Raw genomic sequence first — 17,288 nt, forward strand, 5'->3', positions numbered from 1 at the left:
CACGCCAACGGCCGAATAACCAACGGCGACCCCGGTATTGCGCCTACCGGACCGGTTCGCGCCACAGCGTCAGGACGCCGTCGCGCCGCCCCGCGATCAACCGCTCGGCCCGCAGCGCGGATCCGACCGCCACCCCGCCCTGCCCGCGCCACGCGGTGACGAGCGCGTCGACGCCGCGGATCTGCTTGTCGGTCAGGCCCGTTGCGCCACCGGCCAGGAGCCAGCCGCGGATCACCCGGCGCCGAACCGGGGCGGCCAGCGCCGCCAGGGCCTGCGCCCGCAGGCCCGCACCCTCCTTGGCCCCCGGCAGCGCCTGGGCGGCCAGGGTGTCGATCAGCTCGGTGTCCTCGCGCAGCGCGGTCGCCGTGCGGGCCAGCGCCTCGGCCACGCCCCCGCCCAGCACGTCCTCCAGCAGCGGCAGCACCTCCAGGCGCAGCCGGGACCGGGTGAAGCGGCGGTCGGTGTTGTGCGGATCCTGCCAAGGGGCCAGGCCCAACTCGCGGCAGGCGGCGTGCGTCACGGCCCGGCGCACGCCCAACAACGGCCGGCCCCACGGCGAGTCGTACGGCCGCATGCCGGCGATCGACCGCACGCCCGACCCCCGGCCCAGCCCCAGCAGCACCGTCTCGGCCTGGTCGTCGAGCGTGTGGCCCAGCAGCACCGGCCCGTCGTGGTAGGCGCTCAAGGCGGCATAACGGGCGGCGCGGGCGGCCGCCTCGGGGCCGCCCTCGTTACCCACGTGCACGCGAACCACTTGTGCGGCAACGCATCCCAACGCGACGGCTTGCTCGCGGGCGGTTTCGGCGATCGCGGCCGACTCGGGTTGCAGGCCGTGATCGACGATCACCGCGGTGGTCGGCCGCAGCTGCGCCGCCACCGCGGTGAGCGCGAGGGAATCGGGTCCGCCCGACAGCGCCACGCACCATCGCTCGACGGTGGCGACGTGGGTCTCGACGAACGCCTCGACAGCCGCGCGCAGCTGCCCTACAGCACCCTGTCGATCCATCGCTGAGGTTCTTCGATCTCGTCGGGCAGGGGCAGCGTCTCGGGTCCGGTCCAGATGGTGTTGAACCGCTCCATCCCGACCCGTCCCACCACATGGTCGACGAACGCCTTGCCCCGGGTGTACTGACTGAGTTTGGCGTCGAGGCCCAGCAGCGCGCGCAGCAGCCGTTGCAGCGGCGGCTGTTTGCGGTTGCGGCGCTCGTCGAATCGACGGCGGATGGTGGTCACCGACGGCACCACCATCGGCCCGACGGCGTCCATCACGTGGTCGGCGTGGCCCTCCAGCAGCGTGCCAAGCACCAGCAGCCGATCGAGGGCCTGACGCTGCGGCTCGGACTGCACCGCGCGCACCAAGCCGACAATGCCCGACGAGTTGCCGTCCGCCGATCCGTCGCCGCGGTTGCGGACGTACTCCGCGAGCCGGCTCGCCACCTGCGCGATGTCTTCGCCGGCGTCCCGCGTCAGCAGGGCCAGGGACTCGGACATGTAGTCGGACAGCCACCGGTTGGCGGTGAACTGCACCCGGTGGGTCACCTCGTGCAGGCAGACCCACAGCCGGAAATCGGAGGGTTCGACCCGCAGCTGCCGCTCGACGGCGATCACGTTCGGGTACACCAGCAGCAGGCTTCCCTCGTTGGTGGCGTCCAGGCCCCTCGCGAACGGGTCGTACTGGCCGAGGATGCCCGACGACACGAACGCCAGCACGGCGCCCGTCTGCGCGCCGGTGACGCGGCCGGTGAAGAAACCCCGCGGTTTCTCGGCCCCCTTCATCATCACGCGCATCGACTCGGCCGCCGCGCCGATCCATTCCGGCCGGTCGACGATGCGGGCCGGCGGCACGGCGCCCTCGGCGACCAGGCCGGTGACCTCGCGCACCGGCGGTTCGGCCTTGGCGGCCGAGCGGCTGAGCTCGTCGATCACCTGGCGCCGCGTGTAATCGCTCGCCGCCGGACCCGGGCGGGCCAGCCGTTGTCCGACGGTGGCGGCGAATCCCCAGTCGACCGCGGTACCGAGCGTCAGCTCCGAGGGCGGGCTCATGCGCACCCGCAGGACCACAGCTTGGTGGCCAGCGCGTCCATCACGTTGCGGCCGTTCGGCCCCGCGGCGTTGGAGATGAAGGCGAATGTGAGGACCCGTCCGCTGCGGTCGGTCAGCACCCCGGCCAGGGCGTTGACGGCGGTCAGCGATCCGGTCTTGGCGCGCAACCAGCCGGCCGGCCCCTGGTTGGAGGCCGCGTCGGTGAAACGGTCGGCCAGCGTCCCGCTGCCGGCCGCGATCGGCAGCAGGTCCAGCAGCGCCCGCAGCGTCGGCTGGTCGGGTCCGGCGGCGGCCTGCAGCACACCGTCGAGCGTCTTGGCGGTCAACCGGTCGTCCACCGAGAGCCCGCTGGAATCCATCAGCGTGGCGCCGCCGGTGTCGACGTGCGCGGTGCTCAACCGGTTGGTCACCGCGTCGGCCGCACCGGCGAAGCTGCGCGGCCGGTTGATGGCGGCCGCCACCTCGCGGGCGATGCATTCGGCCATCACGTTGTCGGAGTGGTCCATCATCTCCGACAACCGCTGGACCAGCGGCGCCGACTGCACGACGGCCAGCTGCCGCGCGCCCGACGGCGCGGTCGCGATCGTCACCGCGGCGGGATCCAGGCCGAGCGCCTTGGCCAGCTCGCGGCCGGCATCCAGCGCCGGGGTGCGGGACCGCCGGGAGTTGACGGTGGTCGGCTGGATGCGCCCGGCGTCGATCATCACCGACTCGATCGGCGCGATGTCGCCGTTGTCGACGTCGGCCGCATCCCAGCCCTGGGCCATCGTCGGCCCGCTGAACGCCGAGGTGTCGACCTGCACGGCGGTCGGGGTCACGCCGCTGCGGCGGACCTGCTCGACGAGGTCGCTGATGCGGGCCGACCCGCGGTACCAGGTGTCCACACCGGGCGGCGCGGCCGATAGCACCGGGTCACCCGCACCGACCAGCACCACGGGCCCCTGGGCGTTCTGGCTGCCGGCCACCACTCGCGTGCTGATCCGGGCCTGATGGTCCAGGGTCAGCAGGGCCGCGGCCGCCGTGAGCACCTTGTTGGTCGAGGCCGGCACGAACGGCATGTCGTCCGCCACCTGCCAAAGCTCTTTGCCCGTCATGGCGTCCGTGACCCGGCCGCCCAACCTGCCCAGGTTCGGATCGGCCGCCACGGCCGACAGCACGGCCGCCACCCCGGCGGGGTTGGGAGTCTCCGCGGAGTCGCTGACCGGGATCATTCCCGGCTTGACCGCGGGCGCGTGCGGAGGCGGTATCGGCGCGTGCGAGCTGTTGCCGCCGTGGCCCGCCGAGGTGAAAAACGTCGCCGCCGCCACCACGGCGGCTACGAACGCCAGCACCGCCAACCCAACGAACACCTGGGTGGATTTTTGCCAGCGAGTGGGACCCATCGCTCTCCTGACTGTCTCCGACCCATTCTGCCGAATCCGGCGCACTGGGCTCGACTAGGGTGATCCCCGACGCGACGGGACCACCGCGAAACGCCCAGATCTAAGGAGCGCACAGTGCAATTCGACGTGACCATCGAGATCCTGAAAGGCCAGCGGAACAAGTACGAGATCGACCACGAGACCGGACGGGTGCGTCTGGACCGCTACCTGTACACCTCGATGGGCTACCCGACCGACTACGGCTTCATCGAGGACACCCTCGGCGAAGACGGCGACCCGCTGGACGCGATGGTTCTGCTGCCGCAGTCGGTCTTTCCCGGAGTCATCGTCGAGGCGCGTCCGGTGGGCATGTTCCGGATGACCGACGAAAAAGGCGGCGACGACAAGGTGCTGTGCGTGCCCGCCGGCGACCACCGCTGGGACCAGGTCAAGGACATCGGCGACGTTCCGGAGTTCGAGCTGGACGTGATCAAGCACTTCTTCGTGCACTACAAGGACTTGGAGCCGGGCAAGTTCGTGAAGGCCGCCGACTGGGTAGGCCGCGAGGAGGCCGAGGCCGAGGTGCACCGCTCGATCGAGCGGTTCAAGAAAGAAGGGCACTGACGCCCGCTGAGGTGCGGTGACGCTCACGGCGTAACCGCACGCCGATTTCCGGTGGCATCCTGGCGAGGTGACCCCGGTGTGGCATTTCGCCGCCAACTTCTGGTGGCTGGTTTTTCCGCTGGGCGGCGCGATCGGCGGGGGCCTTCGCGCCATTGCCGCCGCCAACGAGCGCCGGGCCGAGCGGCGGCTCGAACGGTATCGGTTGAAGCAGCAAGCCAAGATCGCGGTGGCCGAGGCCTCCGGCCGGGCGCGGACCAACCACGAGAGCGACCGACGAGAGCTCGCCAAACTCGTTGCGGCGCATGACGGCACCGACGGGCGGTGGCTCGAATACGAAGTCGACATCGCGCGACTGCTCGACTTTCCGATGATGACCGACATGCGAGCCCCGCTGACCGTCGCGTTTCACAAGGCCAAGCGGCACGCGGACCTGCTGCGGCCGGAACCGCCCGAGAGCCTGCTCGGCGACCGGGACGCCTTGGCCGAATACCGCGACGCCGTTCACGAATACGTCAGCGCGTTCGAGATCGCCGAGGCCGAGGCGATCCGCCGGCGCCGTAGCGACTTCTCGGCGGACGAGCAACAACGGATGGCGCGGGCCCGGAGCCTGCTACACCTGGCGCAGGACGACGCCGCCACCCGCGAGGAACGCCAGAATGCCTACGCGCGGGCGAGCAAGGAATTGGACGGCCTGATCGCGCTGCCGGCGCCCGCGCGGGTCAGCATCGAACGGCGCATCGCGGGCCAGATCGAGGCCTAGCCGGCCGGCGACGCGGCGGCCCTGGCCTGGCGCCGGTTGCGCAGCACGCTCCAGCCCAGCGCCGCCCCGATGAACACCACGCCCACGGAGGCGGTGACGGCGTCGGGGACCTCTAAGCCCGGGTCGATCGACAGCAGCATGATCACCGCCAGCACACCGATCGCCCAGTGCGCGCCGTGTTCTAGGTACACGTACCGGTCCAGCGCATCCTGCCTCACCAGGAAGATCGTGATGGACCGCACGAACATCGACCCGATCAGCCCGAGACCCAGGGCGATGACGACGGGGTCCGAGGTGATCGCGAAGGCGCCGGTGACCCCGTCGAACGAGAAGGCGGCGTCGAGCACCTCGAGGTAGAGGAACAGGCTCAGGCCGGCCTTGCCGCCCGCCGTGCCGGCGGACACCGCGTCGATGTCCGGGGGCCGAAAGGCCCGGCTCAGACCGTTGACCACCAGGTACGTCACCAGGCCGAGCAATCCGGCGGTGAGCACGGTCGCGCGCTCGCCACCGGAGTGGGTCAGCCGCGTGCCGACGAGGATCAGCGCGACGCCGGTGACCGCCACCGGCACCTGGCCCAGCCGCCCGATGCGGGCGAACGGGATCTCGATCCACTTGAGCCACTTGATGTCTCGGTCGTGGAAGACGAAATCCAAGAACAGCATCAGCAGGAACGTGCCGCCGAACGCCGCGATCTGCGGATGCGCGGCGGTGATCAGTTTTTCGTAGCTGGGCGAGCCGTCCGGGAATTCCAGCGCGCCGTGGGGCGGGGGGTTCAGCGCCAACTGCATCGCGCGGACCGGATCGAGGCCCGCGGTCACCCACACGATCACCAGCGGGAAGAGCAGCCGCATGCCGAACACCGCGATCAGAATCCCGACGGTCAAGAACATCTGCCGCCAGAACGGGCTCATCTGCTTGAGGATCGCGGCGTTGATGATGGCGTTGTCGAACGACAGCGACACCTCGAGGGTGGCCAGCACCAGAAGCAGGAAGAGGTCTTTGAGGCCGCCGTGGGCGTATCCGACCGCGAGGGCCGCCACGGAGACCAACAGCGAGATCCCGAATATGCGCAAGGCGGCCAAGGTCCTTTCCGACAGCCGCCCACGATAGCGAACGCCGCTCGCCGCCGCCGACCAGCGCCCACGGGCACCTACTATTTTCAAATTGTGGCGATGCCCGAAGTCGGCGGTACCCCAGCGTCGACCGGCGCCGGTCCGATCACGCGCGGCAGCGTCGCCCGGGCGGCCACCGCGACGGCGCTGACCGCGCTGTGCGGCTACGCGGTGATCTATCTGGCCGCCCGTGACCTGGCCCCGGGCGGCTTTTCGGTGTTCGGGGTGTTCTGGGGGGCGTTCGGCCTGGTCACCGGCGCCGCCTTCGGGCTGCTGCAGGAGACCACCCGCGAGGTCCGGTCGGCCCGGTACTCGGCGGCGCCGACCGGACACGAACCGCGAACCCACCCGCTGCGGGTCGCCATGCTGGTCGGCGTGGCCGCGGCCGTCGTCATCGCGGGCAGCTCCCCGCTGTGGAGCGGGCGGGTGTTCGTCGAGCAACGCTGGCTGTCGGTGGCGCTGCTCAGCGTCGGGCTGGCCGGGTTCTGCGTGCACGCCACCCTGTTGGGCATGCTGGCCGGCGCCGACCGGTGGACAGGCTATGGGGCGCTGATGGCGACCGACGCCGTCATCCGGGGGGCGGGCGCCGCGGCCACCGTCCTGCTCGGCTGGCGGCTGGTCGGCTACCTGTGGGCCACGGTCGCGGGCGCGGTCGCGTGGGTGATGGTGCTGGCTGTCTCCCCGTCGGCCCGGGCCGCCGCCCAGGCGCTGACGCCCGGCGGCGTCCAGACCTTCCTGCGGGGAGCCGCCCATTCGATCACCGCCGCCGGCGCCAGCGCGATCCTGGTGATGGGGTTTCCGGTGCTGCTGAAGCTGACCAGCAACGAGCTGGGGGCCGAGGGCGGGGTGATCATCCTGGCCGTGACGTTGACGCGGGCGCCGCTGCTGGTGCCGCTTACGGCCATGCAGGGCAACCTGATCGCGCATTTCGTCGACGCACGCGGCGACCGGATTCGCGCCCTGGTCGCCCCGGCCGCGATCGTCGCCGGCGTCGGCGCGGTCGGGGTGCTGGCGGCCGGGCTGGTGGGCCCCTGGTTGCTGCGGGCCGCGTTCGGGCCGCAGTACCACGCCAGCGGTGCGCTGTTGGCCTGGCTCACCGGGGCGGCGGTGGCGATCGCCATGCTGACGCTCACCGGCGCCGGGGCCGTCGCGGCCGCGCTGCACCGGGCTTACTCGCTGGGCTGGGTCGGCGCCACGGTGGCGTCGGGATTGCTGCTGCTGCTACCGCTGCCCCTGCCGGCCCGCACCGTGGTGGCCCTGTTGTGCGGGCCCGTGGTCGGAATCGGCGTTCATCTGGCGGCGCTGGCGCGCGCCGGGCGCTCAGCCGGCTGATCCTGGCTAACCTTATGGGCTAGATGGTTACTGAACCCAAATACTCGGGCGCCTGGATCGTCATCCCCGCCTTCAACGAAGCCGCCGTCATCGGCGAGGTGGTCGCCGACGTGCGCTCCGTGTTCGACAACGTCGTCTGCGTGGACGACGGCAGCGCCGACGACACCGGCGAGATCGCCCGGCGGGCAGGCGCGCACCTGGTGCGCCACCCGATCAATCTGGGACAGGGGGCGGCCATCCAGACCGGCGTCGAGTACGCGCGCAAACAGCCTGGGGCGCAGGTGTTCGCCACGTTCGACGGGGACGGGCAGCACCGGGTCAAGGATCTGGCCGCGATGATCGACCGGCTGTGCGCGGAGGACGTCGACGTCGTCATCGGCACGCGGTTCGGCGGGCACGGCGGGACCCGACCGCCGTTCGTGAAGCGGGTGGTGCTGCAGACCGCCGCACGGCTGAGCCGCCGCGGTCGCCGACTTGGCTTGACCGACACCAACAATGGGCTGCGGGTGTTCAACAAGAAGGTCGCCGACGGGCTGGACATCACCATGAGCGGCATGAGCCACGCCAACGAGTTCATCATGCTGGTCGCCGAAAACCATTGGCGCATCGTCGAACAACCGGTCGAGGTGCTCTACACCGATTACTCGAAGTCGAAGGGGCAGCCGCTGCTCAACGGCGTCAACATCATCTTCGACGGGTTCCTGCGAGGGAGGGCTTCACGATGAACTGGATCCAGGTGCTGCTGATCGGCTCGATCGTCGCGCTGCTGGTCTACCTGCTGCGGTCGCGGCGGAACGCGCGCTCGCGGGCCTGGGTCAAGGTCGGCTACGTCGTCTTCGTGCTGGCCGGCATCTATGCCGTGGTCCGGCCCGACGACACCACGATCGTGGCGCACTGGTTCGGGGTGCGCCGCGGCACCGACCTGATGCTCTACGCGCTGATCATGGCGTTCTGCTTCACCACCATGAGCACCTACATGCGGTTCAAGGACCTGGAGCTGCGCTACGCGCGGCTGGCCCGGGCGGTCGCGCTCGAGGGCGCCGAGGAGCCCGACGCTCCGCACTCTGCGTCGAACGTCTAGCCCCGTGTGGCCGCGCGCCGCGGTTGAGTGTGCGCTGACGGCATTGCGGGTGTACCCACGGCGGAATTTCTGCGAATTCCCCGCCCTAGACGCACTCGAAGCCCTAGACGCACACTCGAGCCGTGGCACAGCTCGGCATCAAGCCGTGTGGCCCTGACGGAAGTACTCGACCGTGCGGCGCACGCCGTCGTCGAGCCCGACCCGCGGCCGCCACCCCAAAACCCGCTCCGCCAAACCGATGTCGAGGCAGGACCGCCTCAGGTCGCCGAGCCGCGGCGGCGCGAACTCCGGATCGTCGGGCCCGCCGACGGCCGCCGCCACCGCCGAATGCAGCTGCCGGTCCGAGGTTTCGATGCCGGTGCCGATGTTGAAGCGCTGCCCACCGCCCGCCTCCCCCGCGGCCTTGACGAAGGCGTCCACCACGTCGTCGACGAACACGTAGTCGCGGGTGTTGCCGCCGTCGCCGAACACCCGGGTGGGCTTGCCCGACAGCAGCGCCTGGGCGAAGATCGCCACCACGCCGGCCTCGCCGTGCGGGTCCTGGCGGGGGCCGTAGACGTTGGCCGGCGCGATGTGCGAGCAGTCCAGGCCGTACAGGTGGCGGAAGGTGTTCAGGTAGATCTCCCCGGCCACCTTCCCCGCGGCATACGGCGACGCCGGGTCGGTCGGCACGGTCTCGGGCGTCGGATATTCGGGCGGGGTGCCGTAGATGGAGCCGCCGGACGAGGTGTGCACGATCTTGCGCACCCCCGCCAGCCGCGCCGCCTCGGCCAGGCGCACGGTGCCGATGACGTTGACCGAGGCGTCGAATTGCGGGTCGGCCACCGAGTGCCGCACGTCGATCTGGGCCGCCAGGTGGAACACCACCTCGGGCCGGTGCTCGTCGAGGATGGCCTGCAGGTCGGCGGTGACGATGTCCGCCTCGACGAAGACGAGCGCCGGGTTGTCGGCCAGGTGCTCGAGGTTGCTCGCGCGGCCGCTGGCGAAGTTGTCCAGCCCCACCACCGCGTGGCCGTCGGCCAACAGGCGGTCGACTAGCGTCGACCCGATGAATCCGGCTGCCCCGGTGACCAGTGCGCGCACCGGCCCACCATACATAGTGGGTTTGGCCGTGGCGCTGATCGCCATTGCGCTGGGAATACGCGCGGCGCTGGCGTTCGGGGGCTACTTCTATTGGGACGACCTGATCCTGATCGGCAAGGCCGGCACCCACAACCTGCTGTCGCCGGCGTACCTGTTCGACGACCACGACGGTCACGTCATGCCGGGTGCGTTTCTGGTCGGTGGGGCCATCATCCGGCTGGCCCCGCTGAATTGGACGGTCCCCGCAATCAGCCTGGTGGTGCTGCAGCTGCTGGCCTCGCTGGCGCTGCTGCGGGCGTTGCACGTCATCCTCGGCTGGCGGCCGGTGCTGTTGATCCCGCTGACGTTCGCGATGTTCACGCCGCTGGCCGTGCCGGGCTTCGCCTGGTGGGCCGCGGCGCTGAACTCGCTGCCGATGCTGGCCGCGCTGGCCTGGGTGTGCGGCGACGCCGTCCAGCTGGTGCGCACCGGCGACCGGCGTTACGCGCTGACCGGGACGGTGGTCTATTTCGGCGGGCTGCTGTTCTTCGAAAAGGCCGCGGTGATCCCGTTCGTCGCGTTCGCGGTGGCCGCGCTGCTGCGCCACGTCCAGGGTGATCGGGCGGCGCTGCGGACGGTGTGGCGGGCCGGGCTGCGGCTGTGGATCCCGGCCCTGACGGTGACGGCGGGCTGGATCGCGCTGTATGTGGCCGTGGTGAACCAGCGACGGTGGAGCACCGACCTGGCGATGACGGCGGACCTGCTGGCGCGGTCGGTCACGCACGGCATCGTCCCGGGGCTGGCCGGGGGTCCATGGCACTGGGACCGGTGGGCGCCGGCCTCGCCGTGGGCCACCCCGCCGCCGGCGGTGATGGCGCTGGGCTGGCTGGTGCTGGCCGGCGCCCTGGCGGTCTCCCTGGTGCGCAAGCGGCGCATCGCGCCGGTGTGGCTGACCGCGGCCGGCTATGCCGTCGCCTGCCAGGTGCCGATCTATTTGATGCGCTCGTCGAAGCAGACCGCGCTGGAGCTGGCCCAAACCCTGCGCTATTTCCCGGATCTCGTCTTCGTGCTGGCGCTGCTGGCCGCGGTGGCGTTCTGTGCGCCGAACCGGCCCGCCGGGCCGCGCTGGCTGGACGCCTCACCCAAACGTGCCGTGGTGACACTGGCTTTGGCGGTGTTGTTCGTGGCCAGCAGCCTCTATTCGACGGCCACGTTCTTGACGAGCTGGCGGGACAATCCGGCCCAGCCCTATCTGCAGAACGCGCGGGCGGGTTTGGCCGCGGCGAACGCGGCCTCCACGGCGCCGCTGCTGGATCAGGAGGTCGACCCGATGGTGCTGCAGCGGGTGGCGGCACCCGAGAACCTGGCCAGCCACATGTTCGCCCTGCTGCGGGACAGGCCCGAATTTGCCCCGGCCACAACGCAATTGCGCATGCTGGACAGCGCGGGTCGGCTAATCAAGGCGCGGGTGACCTGGGTGCGGACCATCGCGCCGGGACCCATGCCGCAATGCGGGTACTTCGCGCAACCGGACAAGCCGGCGCGGTTGGTGCTCGACGGGCCGCTATTGCCCGCCGACTGGACCGTTGAAATCAACTACCTGGCCAACAGCGACGGCACGATGACGCTGTCGCTGACGCAGGGGCCCGACGTCAAGGTCCCCGTGCATCCCGGGCTCAACCGCGTCTTCGCCCGGTTACCCGGCGCCGGCGACGCGATCACCGTGCGGGCCAACACCACCGCGCTGGCGTTGTGCATCGCGTCGGGTCCGGTGGGCTTCCTGGCGCCGGCCTAGCCGTCTTCGCGTTCTTCGGTCGAATTGTCGTCGTCGCCGTCGGTGGCTTGCGGGGGTTGTTGGTCGCCTTCTGGTGGCGGCTGTTCGGCGGTGGTCACGCGGTTCTCCGTCCGGGCGGGATCTTTGCGTGTGCCTACCCGGGCCGGCGGAACGGGAAACGGCCGACCGGCGCACCGGGTGAAACTGTGGAGCCGCCTAGGAGAATCGAACTCCTGACCTATTCATTACGAGTGAATCGCTCTACCGACTGAGCTAAGGCGGCACGGCGGCACGAGTCTACGGCAGCGGCCGGGACACGGCGAAATCAATCCCGCAGCTCCTGGCCGAAGGTGGCCACCATGGCGTCGACGGCGAACTTGGGCTTGACGTTGATCGCCAGCGCCTCGCGGCACTGAAGCACCGCCTCGATGCAGCGCAGCAGCCGCTGCGGCGACGCGTGCACGGCCAGCGCCGACACCCGCTCGGCCATGTCCGGGTGGTTGGGCCGCACCGACCCCGCCCCCGCGGAGACCATGAGCGCATCACGGAAATAGGTCGCCAGGTCGATCAGCGCCCGGTCCAGGGCGTCGCGCGATGCCCGGGTCTGGCGCGACTTCTGGCGCCGTTCGAGGTCTTTCATCGCGCCGGTGGCACCCCGCAGCGCCCCGGCGGTGCCCTTGCCGGTGCCGCCGGCGCCCAGGGCCGTCCGCAGCTCCTCGGTCTCGGCCTCGGCGCGGTCCGCGGTGAGCACCACCGCCTCGGTTTCGGCCGCGGCCACCAGCTCCTCAGCGGCGGCATAGGCCCGCGACGGCGTCGCGGCGTCGCGGACCAGGGCCAGCGCCCGCTCGCGGCGCGCCCGCGCCTCGGCGTCGGTCGCCAGCCGCCGCGCCCGGCCCACGTGGCCGCCGCTGACCGATGCCGCCCAGTTCGCGGTCTCGGGGGTCAGGCCGTCGCTGTCGATCAGCACGCGCGCGATCGCCTCGGTCGGCGGGGTGACCAGCGCGACGTGCCGGCAGCGGGAACGCAGCGTGATGGCGATGTCCTCGGGGTCCACCGACGGCGCGCACAGCAGGAACACCGTCGACGGCGGCGGCTCCTCGACGACCTTGAGCAGCGCGTTGGCCGCGCCCTCGGTCAGCCGGTCGGCGTCCTCGATCACCACGATCTGGCGGTGCCCGGTGGCCGGGCGCCGCGACGCGATCTGCACGATGCCGCGCATCTCGTCGACACCGATGGACAGCCCCTCGGGCACGACCCGGCGCACGTCGGCGTGGGTGCCGGCCATCGTCGTGGTGCACGCCCGACATTGCCCGCACCCGGGTTCCCCGTCGGAGGTGCACTGCAGCGCGGCCGCGAAGCACAGCGCCGCGACCGAGCGGCCCGACCCCGGAGGACCCGTGATCAGCCACGCATGTGTCATAGTCCCGGCGCCTGCATCGCTGTGAACCAAGTCACCGCGGGCCGCCCTGGCGGCCGCGAGCAGCTCGGCCGTCACCACGTCCTGGCCTACCAGCCGCGTAAACACCCCGGACATCACAGGCAACATTAGCCACCCCCGCCGACAGATACCGATCGGCCACCGTATCGCGACAATCCCGTTACATTTCCCCCCTTTTCGGCCGGTCGGGCGCCGCGGTGGGATGGTTGGAAGTTTCCGAAGAGTCACTGCCGACCGATACGGTGGGATCGTGGCAACACCGGCAGCACTGCCCGGGCGGATCAGCGGATTCGTCCGGTGGGTAGTGCGCACCCCGTGGCCGCTGTTCTCGCTGAGCATGCTGCAGGCCGACATCATCGGCGCCCTCTTCGTGCTCGGCTTCCTGCGCTACGCGCTGCCCCCCGAGGACCGCATCCAGCTGCAGGACCTGCCCGTGCTCAACCTGGCGGTGTTCGCGATCGCCCTGGTGGTGCTGTTCCTGGCCGGCTGGATGGTCAACCTGAAGCTGCTGATGCCGGTTTTCCGCTGGCAGCGCCGCGACAACCTGCTCGCCGAGGCGGACCCGGCCGCCACCGAGCTGGCCCGCAGCCGCGCCCTGCGGATGCCGTTCTACCGCACGCTGATCAGCATGGTGGCCTGGTGCATCGGCGGCGTGGTGTTCATCATCGCCAGCTGGTCGGTGGCCCGGTTCGCCGCGCCGGTCGTGGCCGTCGCCACCGGGCTCGGCGCCGCGGCGACCGCCATCATCGGCTACCTGCAGTCCGAACGGGTGCTGCGGCCGGTGGCCGTGGCGGCTCTGCGCAGCGGCGTGCCCGAGAACGTCCAGGCCCCCGGCGTCATCCTGCGCCAGATCCTGACGTGGATGCTGTCCACCGCCGTGCCGGTGCTGGCGATCGTGCTGGCCGTGATGGCGGACAAGGCGTCCCTGCTGCACGCCACCCCGGAGAAGCTGTTCACCCCCATCCTGTTGCTGGCGCTGGCGGCGCTGGGCATCGGCTTCGTCAGCACCCTGCTGGTGGCCATGTCGATCGCCGACCCGCTGCGCCAGCTGCGCTGGGCGCTGTCGGAGGTGCAGCGCGGAAACTACAACGCCCACATGCAGATCTACGACGCCAGCGAGCTGGGCCTGCTGCAGGCGGGCTTCAACGACATGGTGCGTGACCTGTCCGAGCGGCAGCGGCTGCGCGACCTGTTCGGCCGCTACGTGGGTGAGGACGTGGCCCGCCGGGCGCTGGAGCGCGGCACCGAGCTGGGTGGTCAGGAGCGCCACGTCGCGGTCCTGTTCGTCGACCTGGTCGGCTCCACCAAGCTCGCGTCGACGCGACCGCCCGCCGAGGTGGTCCACCTGCTCAACGAGTTCTTCCGGGTGGTCGTCGAAACCGTGGGCCGGCACGGCGGTTTCGTGAACAAGTTCCAGGGCGACGCGGCGCTGGCCATCTTCGGCGCGCCGATCGAACACCCCGACGCTTCGGGCGGCGCGCTCGCCGCGGCCCGCGAGCTGCACGACGAGCTGCTCCCGGTGATCGGCTCGGCGGAGTTCGGGATCGGGGTGTCGGCGGGCAGGGCGATCGCCGGGCACATCGGCGCGCAGGCCCGCTTCGAGTACACGGTCATCGGCGACCCGGTCAACGAGGCCGCCCGGCTGACCGAGCTGGCCAAACTCGAGCCCGGCCACGTGCTGGCGTCGGCGATCGCGGTCAGCGGCGCGCTGGACGCCGAGGCCCTGTGCTGGGATGTCGGCGAGGTCGTCGAACTGCGCGGGCGCACCGCCCCCACCCAGCTGGCCCGGCCCGTGCATCTGGCCGGATCCCCGGAGCCCCAGCAACCCCAGCCCGTCCGGGCGCCCGAGGAGGTGCCCAGCGAGGCGATCGGCCCGGGCTTCTAGCCGGGCTAGTTGCGCTTGGCGGCCTTCTTCGCCGGGGCCTTCTTGCGGGCGGACTTCTTCGCCGGACGCTTCACCGGGCCACGCGCCCGACGGTCGGCCAGCAGTTCGGCGGCGCGTTCGTCGGTGATCGACAGGACGTCGTCGCCCTTGCGCAAACTCGCGTTGGTCTCGCCGTCGGTGACGTAGGGCCCGAATCGGCCGTCCTTGATCACCATCGGCTTGCCGGTCGCCGGGTCGGCGCCCAGCTCGCGCAACGGCGGCGCGGCCGCGGCCTGCCTGCCGCGGCGTTTGGGCTCGGCGTAGATCTTCAGCGCCTCGTCCAGGGTGATCTCGAAGATCTGGTCCTCGGTGGACAGCGAGCGAGAGTCGGTGCCGCGCTTCAGGTATGGGCCGTAGCGACCGTTCTGCGCGGTGATCTCCTCGCCGGTCTGCGGGTCCACACCGACCACCCGGGGCAGCGACAGCAGCTTCAGCGCGTCGTCGAGGGTGACCGTTTGCAGGTCCATGCTGCGCAGCAGCGACCCGGTGCGCGGCTTGGGGCCGGTCGGTTTCTTGCCCTTCTTCGCCGGGGCGCCGCCGTCGTCCTCGCCGGGGGGTTCGGGCAGGATCTCGGTCACGTACGGCCCGTACCGGCCGTCCTTGGCGACGATCTCGTGCCCGGTTTCCGGGTCGACCCCCAACGTGCGCCCCTCTTGCGGCGTGGCGAACAGCTGCTCGGCCACCTCCAGCGTCAGCTCGTCGGGCGTCAGCGAGTCGTTGAGGTTGGCGCGCTGAGGTTTAAGCTCGCCGCTGGGTTCATCGGGGTCGCCCGCGACCATGCGTTCCAGGTAAGGCCCGTTCTTGCCCACCCGGACGTACACGGGACGACCCTGATCGTCGTCAAACAGCTTGATGGAGTTGACTTCTCGGGCGTCGATGCCTTCGAGGTTGACGCCGACGAGCTTCTTCAGGCCGCCGGAGCGGGCCACCGAATCGGCCACGCCGTGTTCGCCGCCGAAGTAGAAGCGGTTGAGCCAGTCGGTGCGCCGCTCCTGCCCCGACGCGATCGCGTCGAGCTCGTCTTCCATCGCGGCGGTGAAGTCGTAATCGACCAGCCGGCCGAAATGCTGCTCCAGCAAACCGGTTACGGCGAACGCGACCCAGGACGGCACCAGCGCGCTGCCCTTCTTGTGCACGTAGCCGCGGTCCTGGATGGTCTTGATGATCGACGAGTACGTCGACGGGCGGCCGATGCCCAGCTCCTCGAGCGCCTTGACCAGCGACGCCTCGGTGTAGCGCGCCGGCGGGTTGGTGGCGTGGCCGTCGGGCGTGAGCTCGATCGCGTCCAGCCGCTGGCCCTGCGTCAGCTGCGGCAGCCGGCTCTCGGCGTCGTCGGCCTCGCCGCCCGCCAATTCGTCGACCGTTTCCACGTAGGCCTTCAAGAAGCCGGCAAAGGTGATGGTGCGGCCGCTGGCCGAGAACACGACATCGCGCCCGCCCGACTGGCCGCCGATCCGCAGGCTCAGCGTCGTGCCGCGCGCGTCGGCCATCTGCGAGGCCACCGTGCGCTGCCAGATCAGCTCGTAGAGCCGGAACTCGTCGCCGTCGAGCTCGCGGCGCACCGCGTCGGGAGTGGCGAACGTCTCACCGGCGGGCCGGATGGCCTCGTGCGCCTCCTGCGCGTTCTTCACCTTGCGGGTGTACTGGCGCGGCGACGGCGAGACATATTCCTCGCCGTAGAGCTGACGCGCCTGCGTGCGGGCGGCGTTGATGGCCGACTGCGACAGCGTCGTCGAGTCGGTGCGCATATAGGTGATGTAGCCGTTCTCGTAGAGCCGCTGCGCGATGCTCATGGTGCGCTCCGAGGAGAACCGCAGCTTGCGGCCGGCCTCCTGCTGCAGCGTCGACGTCATGAACGGGGCGTAGGGCCGGCGGGTGTAGGGCTTCTCCTCCACCGAGGCGACGGCCAGCTGGGCCCCGCGCAGGCCGGTGGCCAGCTCCGTGGCCTGGGCCTCGTCCAGGACGATGACCTCGTCGGCCTTGCGCAGCTGGCCCAGCGAGTCGAAGTCGCGGCCCGTCGCCACGCGCAGGCCGTCGACACCGGAGAGCCGGGCGGTGAACGTGGGCGGGGAGGCCGCTGCGTCGGACACGCTGGCGTCCAGCCGGGCCAGGATGTCCCAGTAGGAGGCGCTGCGGAACGCCATGCGGTCGCGTTCCCGCTGCACGATGATGCGCGTGGCCACCGACTGGACCCGGCCCGCGGACAGCTTGGGCGCGACCTTCTTCCACAGCACCGGGCTGACCTCGTAGCCGTACAGCCGATCCAGGATGCGGCGGGTCTCCTGCGCGTCGACCAGGTCGATGTCCAGGTCACGGGGGTTTTCGGCAGCCTCGAGGATGGCCGGCTCGGTGATCTCGTGGAACACCATCCGCTTGACCGGGATGTTCGGCTTCAGGGTTTCCAGCAGGTGCCAGGCGATGGCTTCGCCCTCGCGGTCGCCATCCGTGGCGAGATAGAGCTCGTCGACGCCCTTCAGCAGGCCCTTCAGTTCGCTGACCGTGCTCTTCTTCTCCGGGCTGATGATGTAGAGCGGCTCGAAGTCATGGTCGACGTTGACGCCCAGCCGGGCCCAGGGCTCGGACTTGTATTTCGCCGGCACGTCGGCGGCGGCGCGGGGCAGGTCGCGGATGTGGCCGCGGGAGGATTCGACGATGTAGTTGGAGCCCAGGTAGCCGGCCAGTTTGCGCGCCTTGGTCGGCGACTCGACGATGACGAGTCGCCTACGGCTCCCAGTCCGGCCGCTTTCGCGGTCCGTGAGATTCGGGTCGGCCAACTA

General features: G+C 70.7%; 14 protein-coding genes and 1 tRNA gene. 7 read left to right on the forward strand and 8 right to left on the reverse strand.

Annotation, left to right across the window (positions count from 1 at the left end):
- Positions 1-43 precede the first annotated feature (43 nt).
- From tilS to dacB, 3 genes are read right to left on the reverse strand one after another with little or no spacing between them, the layout of a single operon-like run.
- Positions 44-1,006 carry a tRNA lysidine(34) synthetase TilS gene (gene tilS, locus A5730_RS14240; protein WP_067901304.1) on the reverse strand — a complete coding sequence of 321 codons (963 nt, stop codon included), beginning with the start codon at positions 1,004-1,006 and terminating at the stop codon, positions 44-46.
- Positions 985-2,043 carry a zinc-dependent metalloprotease gene (locus tag A5730_RS14245; RefSeq protein ID WP_067901493.1) on the reverse strand — a complete coding sequence of 353 codons (1,059 nt, stop codon included), beginning with the start codon at positions 2,041-2,043 and terminating at the stop codon, positions 985-987. The genes tilS and A5730_RS14245 overlap by 22 nt, the downstream gene beginning before the upstream one ends.
- Entirely contained in the window at positions 2,040-3,425 is a 1,386-nt protein-coding gene (gene dacB, locus A5730_RS14250) for a D-alanyl-D-alanine carboxypeptidase/D-alanyl-D-alanine-endopeptidase (protein WP_067901308.1), read from the reverse strand. Before dacB ends, A5730_RS14245 begins: the two co-directional genes overlap by 4 nt.
- 114 nt (positions 3,426-3,539) lie before the next feature.
- On the opposite strand from dacB, the gene A5730_RS14255 reads away from it, so the two are divergent.
- A complete protein-coding gene (locus tag A5730_RS14255; protein ID WP_067901310.1) occupies positions 3,540-4,028 on the forward strand; it encodes an inorganic diphosphatase in 489 nt (162 codons plus the stop codon).
- A gap of 67 nt (positions 4,029-4,095) precedes the next feature.
- Positions 4,096-4,788, forward strand: a complete 693-nt coding sequence (locus A5730_RS14260) for a hypothetical protein (RefSeq protein WP_067901313.1) — start codon at positions 4,096-4,098, stop codon at positions 4,786-4,788.
- Here A5730_RS14260 and A5730_RS14265 read toward each other — a convergent pair.
- Positions 4,785-5,870 (reverse strand): DUF475 domain-containing protein, encoded by a 1,086-nt coding sequence (locus A5730_RS14265; RefSeq protein WP_067901316.1) that lies wholly within the window; start codon positions 5,868-5,870, stop codon positions 4,785-4,787. The genes A5730_RS14260 and A5730_RS14265 overlap by 4 nt on opposite strands.
- A gap of 90 nt (positions 5,871-5,960) precedes the next feature.
- On the opposite strand from A5730_RS14265, the gene A5730_RS14270 reads away from it, so the two are divergent.
- Genes A5730_RS14270 through A5730_RS14280 form a run of 3 tightly spaced genes read left to right on the forward strand, consistent with a single transcriptional unit; the run spans position 5,961 to position 8,313 of the window.
- A complete protein-coding gene (locus A5730_RS14270; protein WP_067901319.1) occupies positions 5,961-7,232 on the forward strand; it encodes a hypothetical protein in 1,272 nt (423 codons plus the stop codon).
- A gap of 23 nt (positions 7,233-7,255) precedes the next feature.
- The gene (locus tag A5730_RS14275; protein ID WP_067901322.1) at positions 7,256-7,957 is read left to right on the forward strand and encodes a glycosyltransferase family 2 protein; all 702 of its coding nucleotides are present in this window, start codon (positions 7,256-7,258) and stop codon (positions 7,955-7,957) included.
- Positions 7,954-8,313: a DUF2304 domain-containing protein gene (locus tag A5730_RS14280; protein WP_067901325.1), complete on the forward strand. Its 360-nt coding sequence runs from the start codon at positions 7,954-7,956 to the stop codon at positions 8,311-8,313. Before A5730_RS14275 ends, A5730_RS14280 begins: the two co-directional genes overlap by 4 nt.
- A gap of 138 nt (positions 8,314-8,451) precedes the next feature.
- Here A5730_RS14280 and A5730_RS14285 read toward each other — a convergent pair whose 3' ends face one another.
- Positions 8,452-9,396, reverse strand: a complete 945-nt coding sequence (locus A5730_RS14285) for an NAD-dependent epimerase/dehydratase family protein (RefSeq protein ID WP_156745806.1) — start codon at positions 9,394-9,396, stop codon at positions 8,452-8,454.
- On the opposite strand from A5730_RS14285, the gene A5730_RS14290 reads away from it, so the two are divergent.
- Positions 9,362-11,170 (forward strand): hypothetical protein, encoded by a 1,809-nt coding sequence (locus A5730_RS14290; RefSeq protein ID WP_197506256.1) that lies wholly within the window; start codon positions 9,362-9,364, stop codon positions 11,168-11,170. The genes A5730_RS14285 and A5730_RS14290 overlap by 35 nt on opposite strands.
- Positions 11,171-11,356: 186 nt before the next feature.
- On the opposite strand, the gene A5730_RS14295 is transcribed toward A5730_RS14290, so the two are convergent.
- A tRNA-Thr gene (locus tag A5730_RS14295) sits at positions 11,357-11,432 on the reverse strand.
- A gap of 42 nt (positions 11,433-11,474) precedes the next feature.
- Positions 11,475-12,683, reverse strand: a complete 1,209-nt coding sequence (locus A5730_RS14300) for a DNA polymerase III subunit delta' (RefSeq protein WP_067901331.1) — start codon at positions 12,681-12,683, stop codon at positions 11,475-11,477.
- 106 nt (positions 12,684-12,789) lie between these two features.
- On the opposite strand from A5730_RS14300, the gene A5730_RS14305 reads away from it, so the two are divergent.
- Positions 12,790-14,472, forward strand: a complete 1,683-nt coding sequence (locus tag A5730_RS14305; RefSeq protein ID WP_156745807.1) for an adenylate/guanylate cyclase domain-containing protein — start codon at positions 12,790-12,792, stop codon at positions 14,470-14,472.
- 5 nt (positions 14,473-14,477) lie between these two features.
- Here the strand turns inward: A5730_RS14305 and topA are convergent, their stop codons facing one another.
- Complete coding sequence (gene topA / locus A5730_RS14310; RefSeq protein ID WP_067901342.1) at positions 14,478-17,285, reverse strand: type I DNA topoisomerase; 2,808 nt, start codon at positions 17,283-17,285, stop codon at positions 14,478-14,480.
- Positions 17,286-17,288 lie beyond the last annotated feature (3 nt).

The organism is Mycobacterium sp. ACS4054, from assembly GCF_001667275.1.
Classification (GTDB): domain Bacteria; phylum Actinomycetota; class Actinomycetes; order Mycobacteriales; family Mycobacteriaceae; genus Mycobacterium.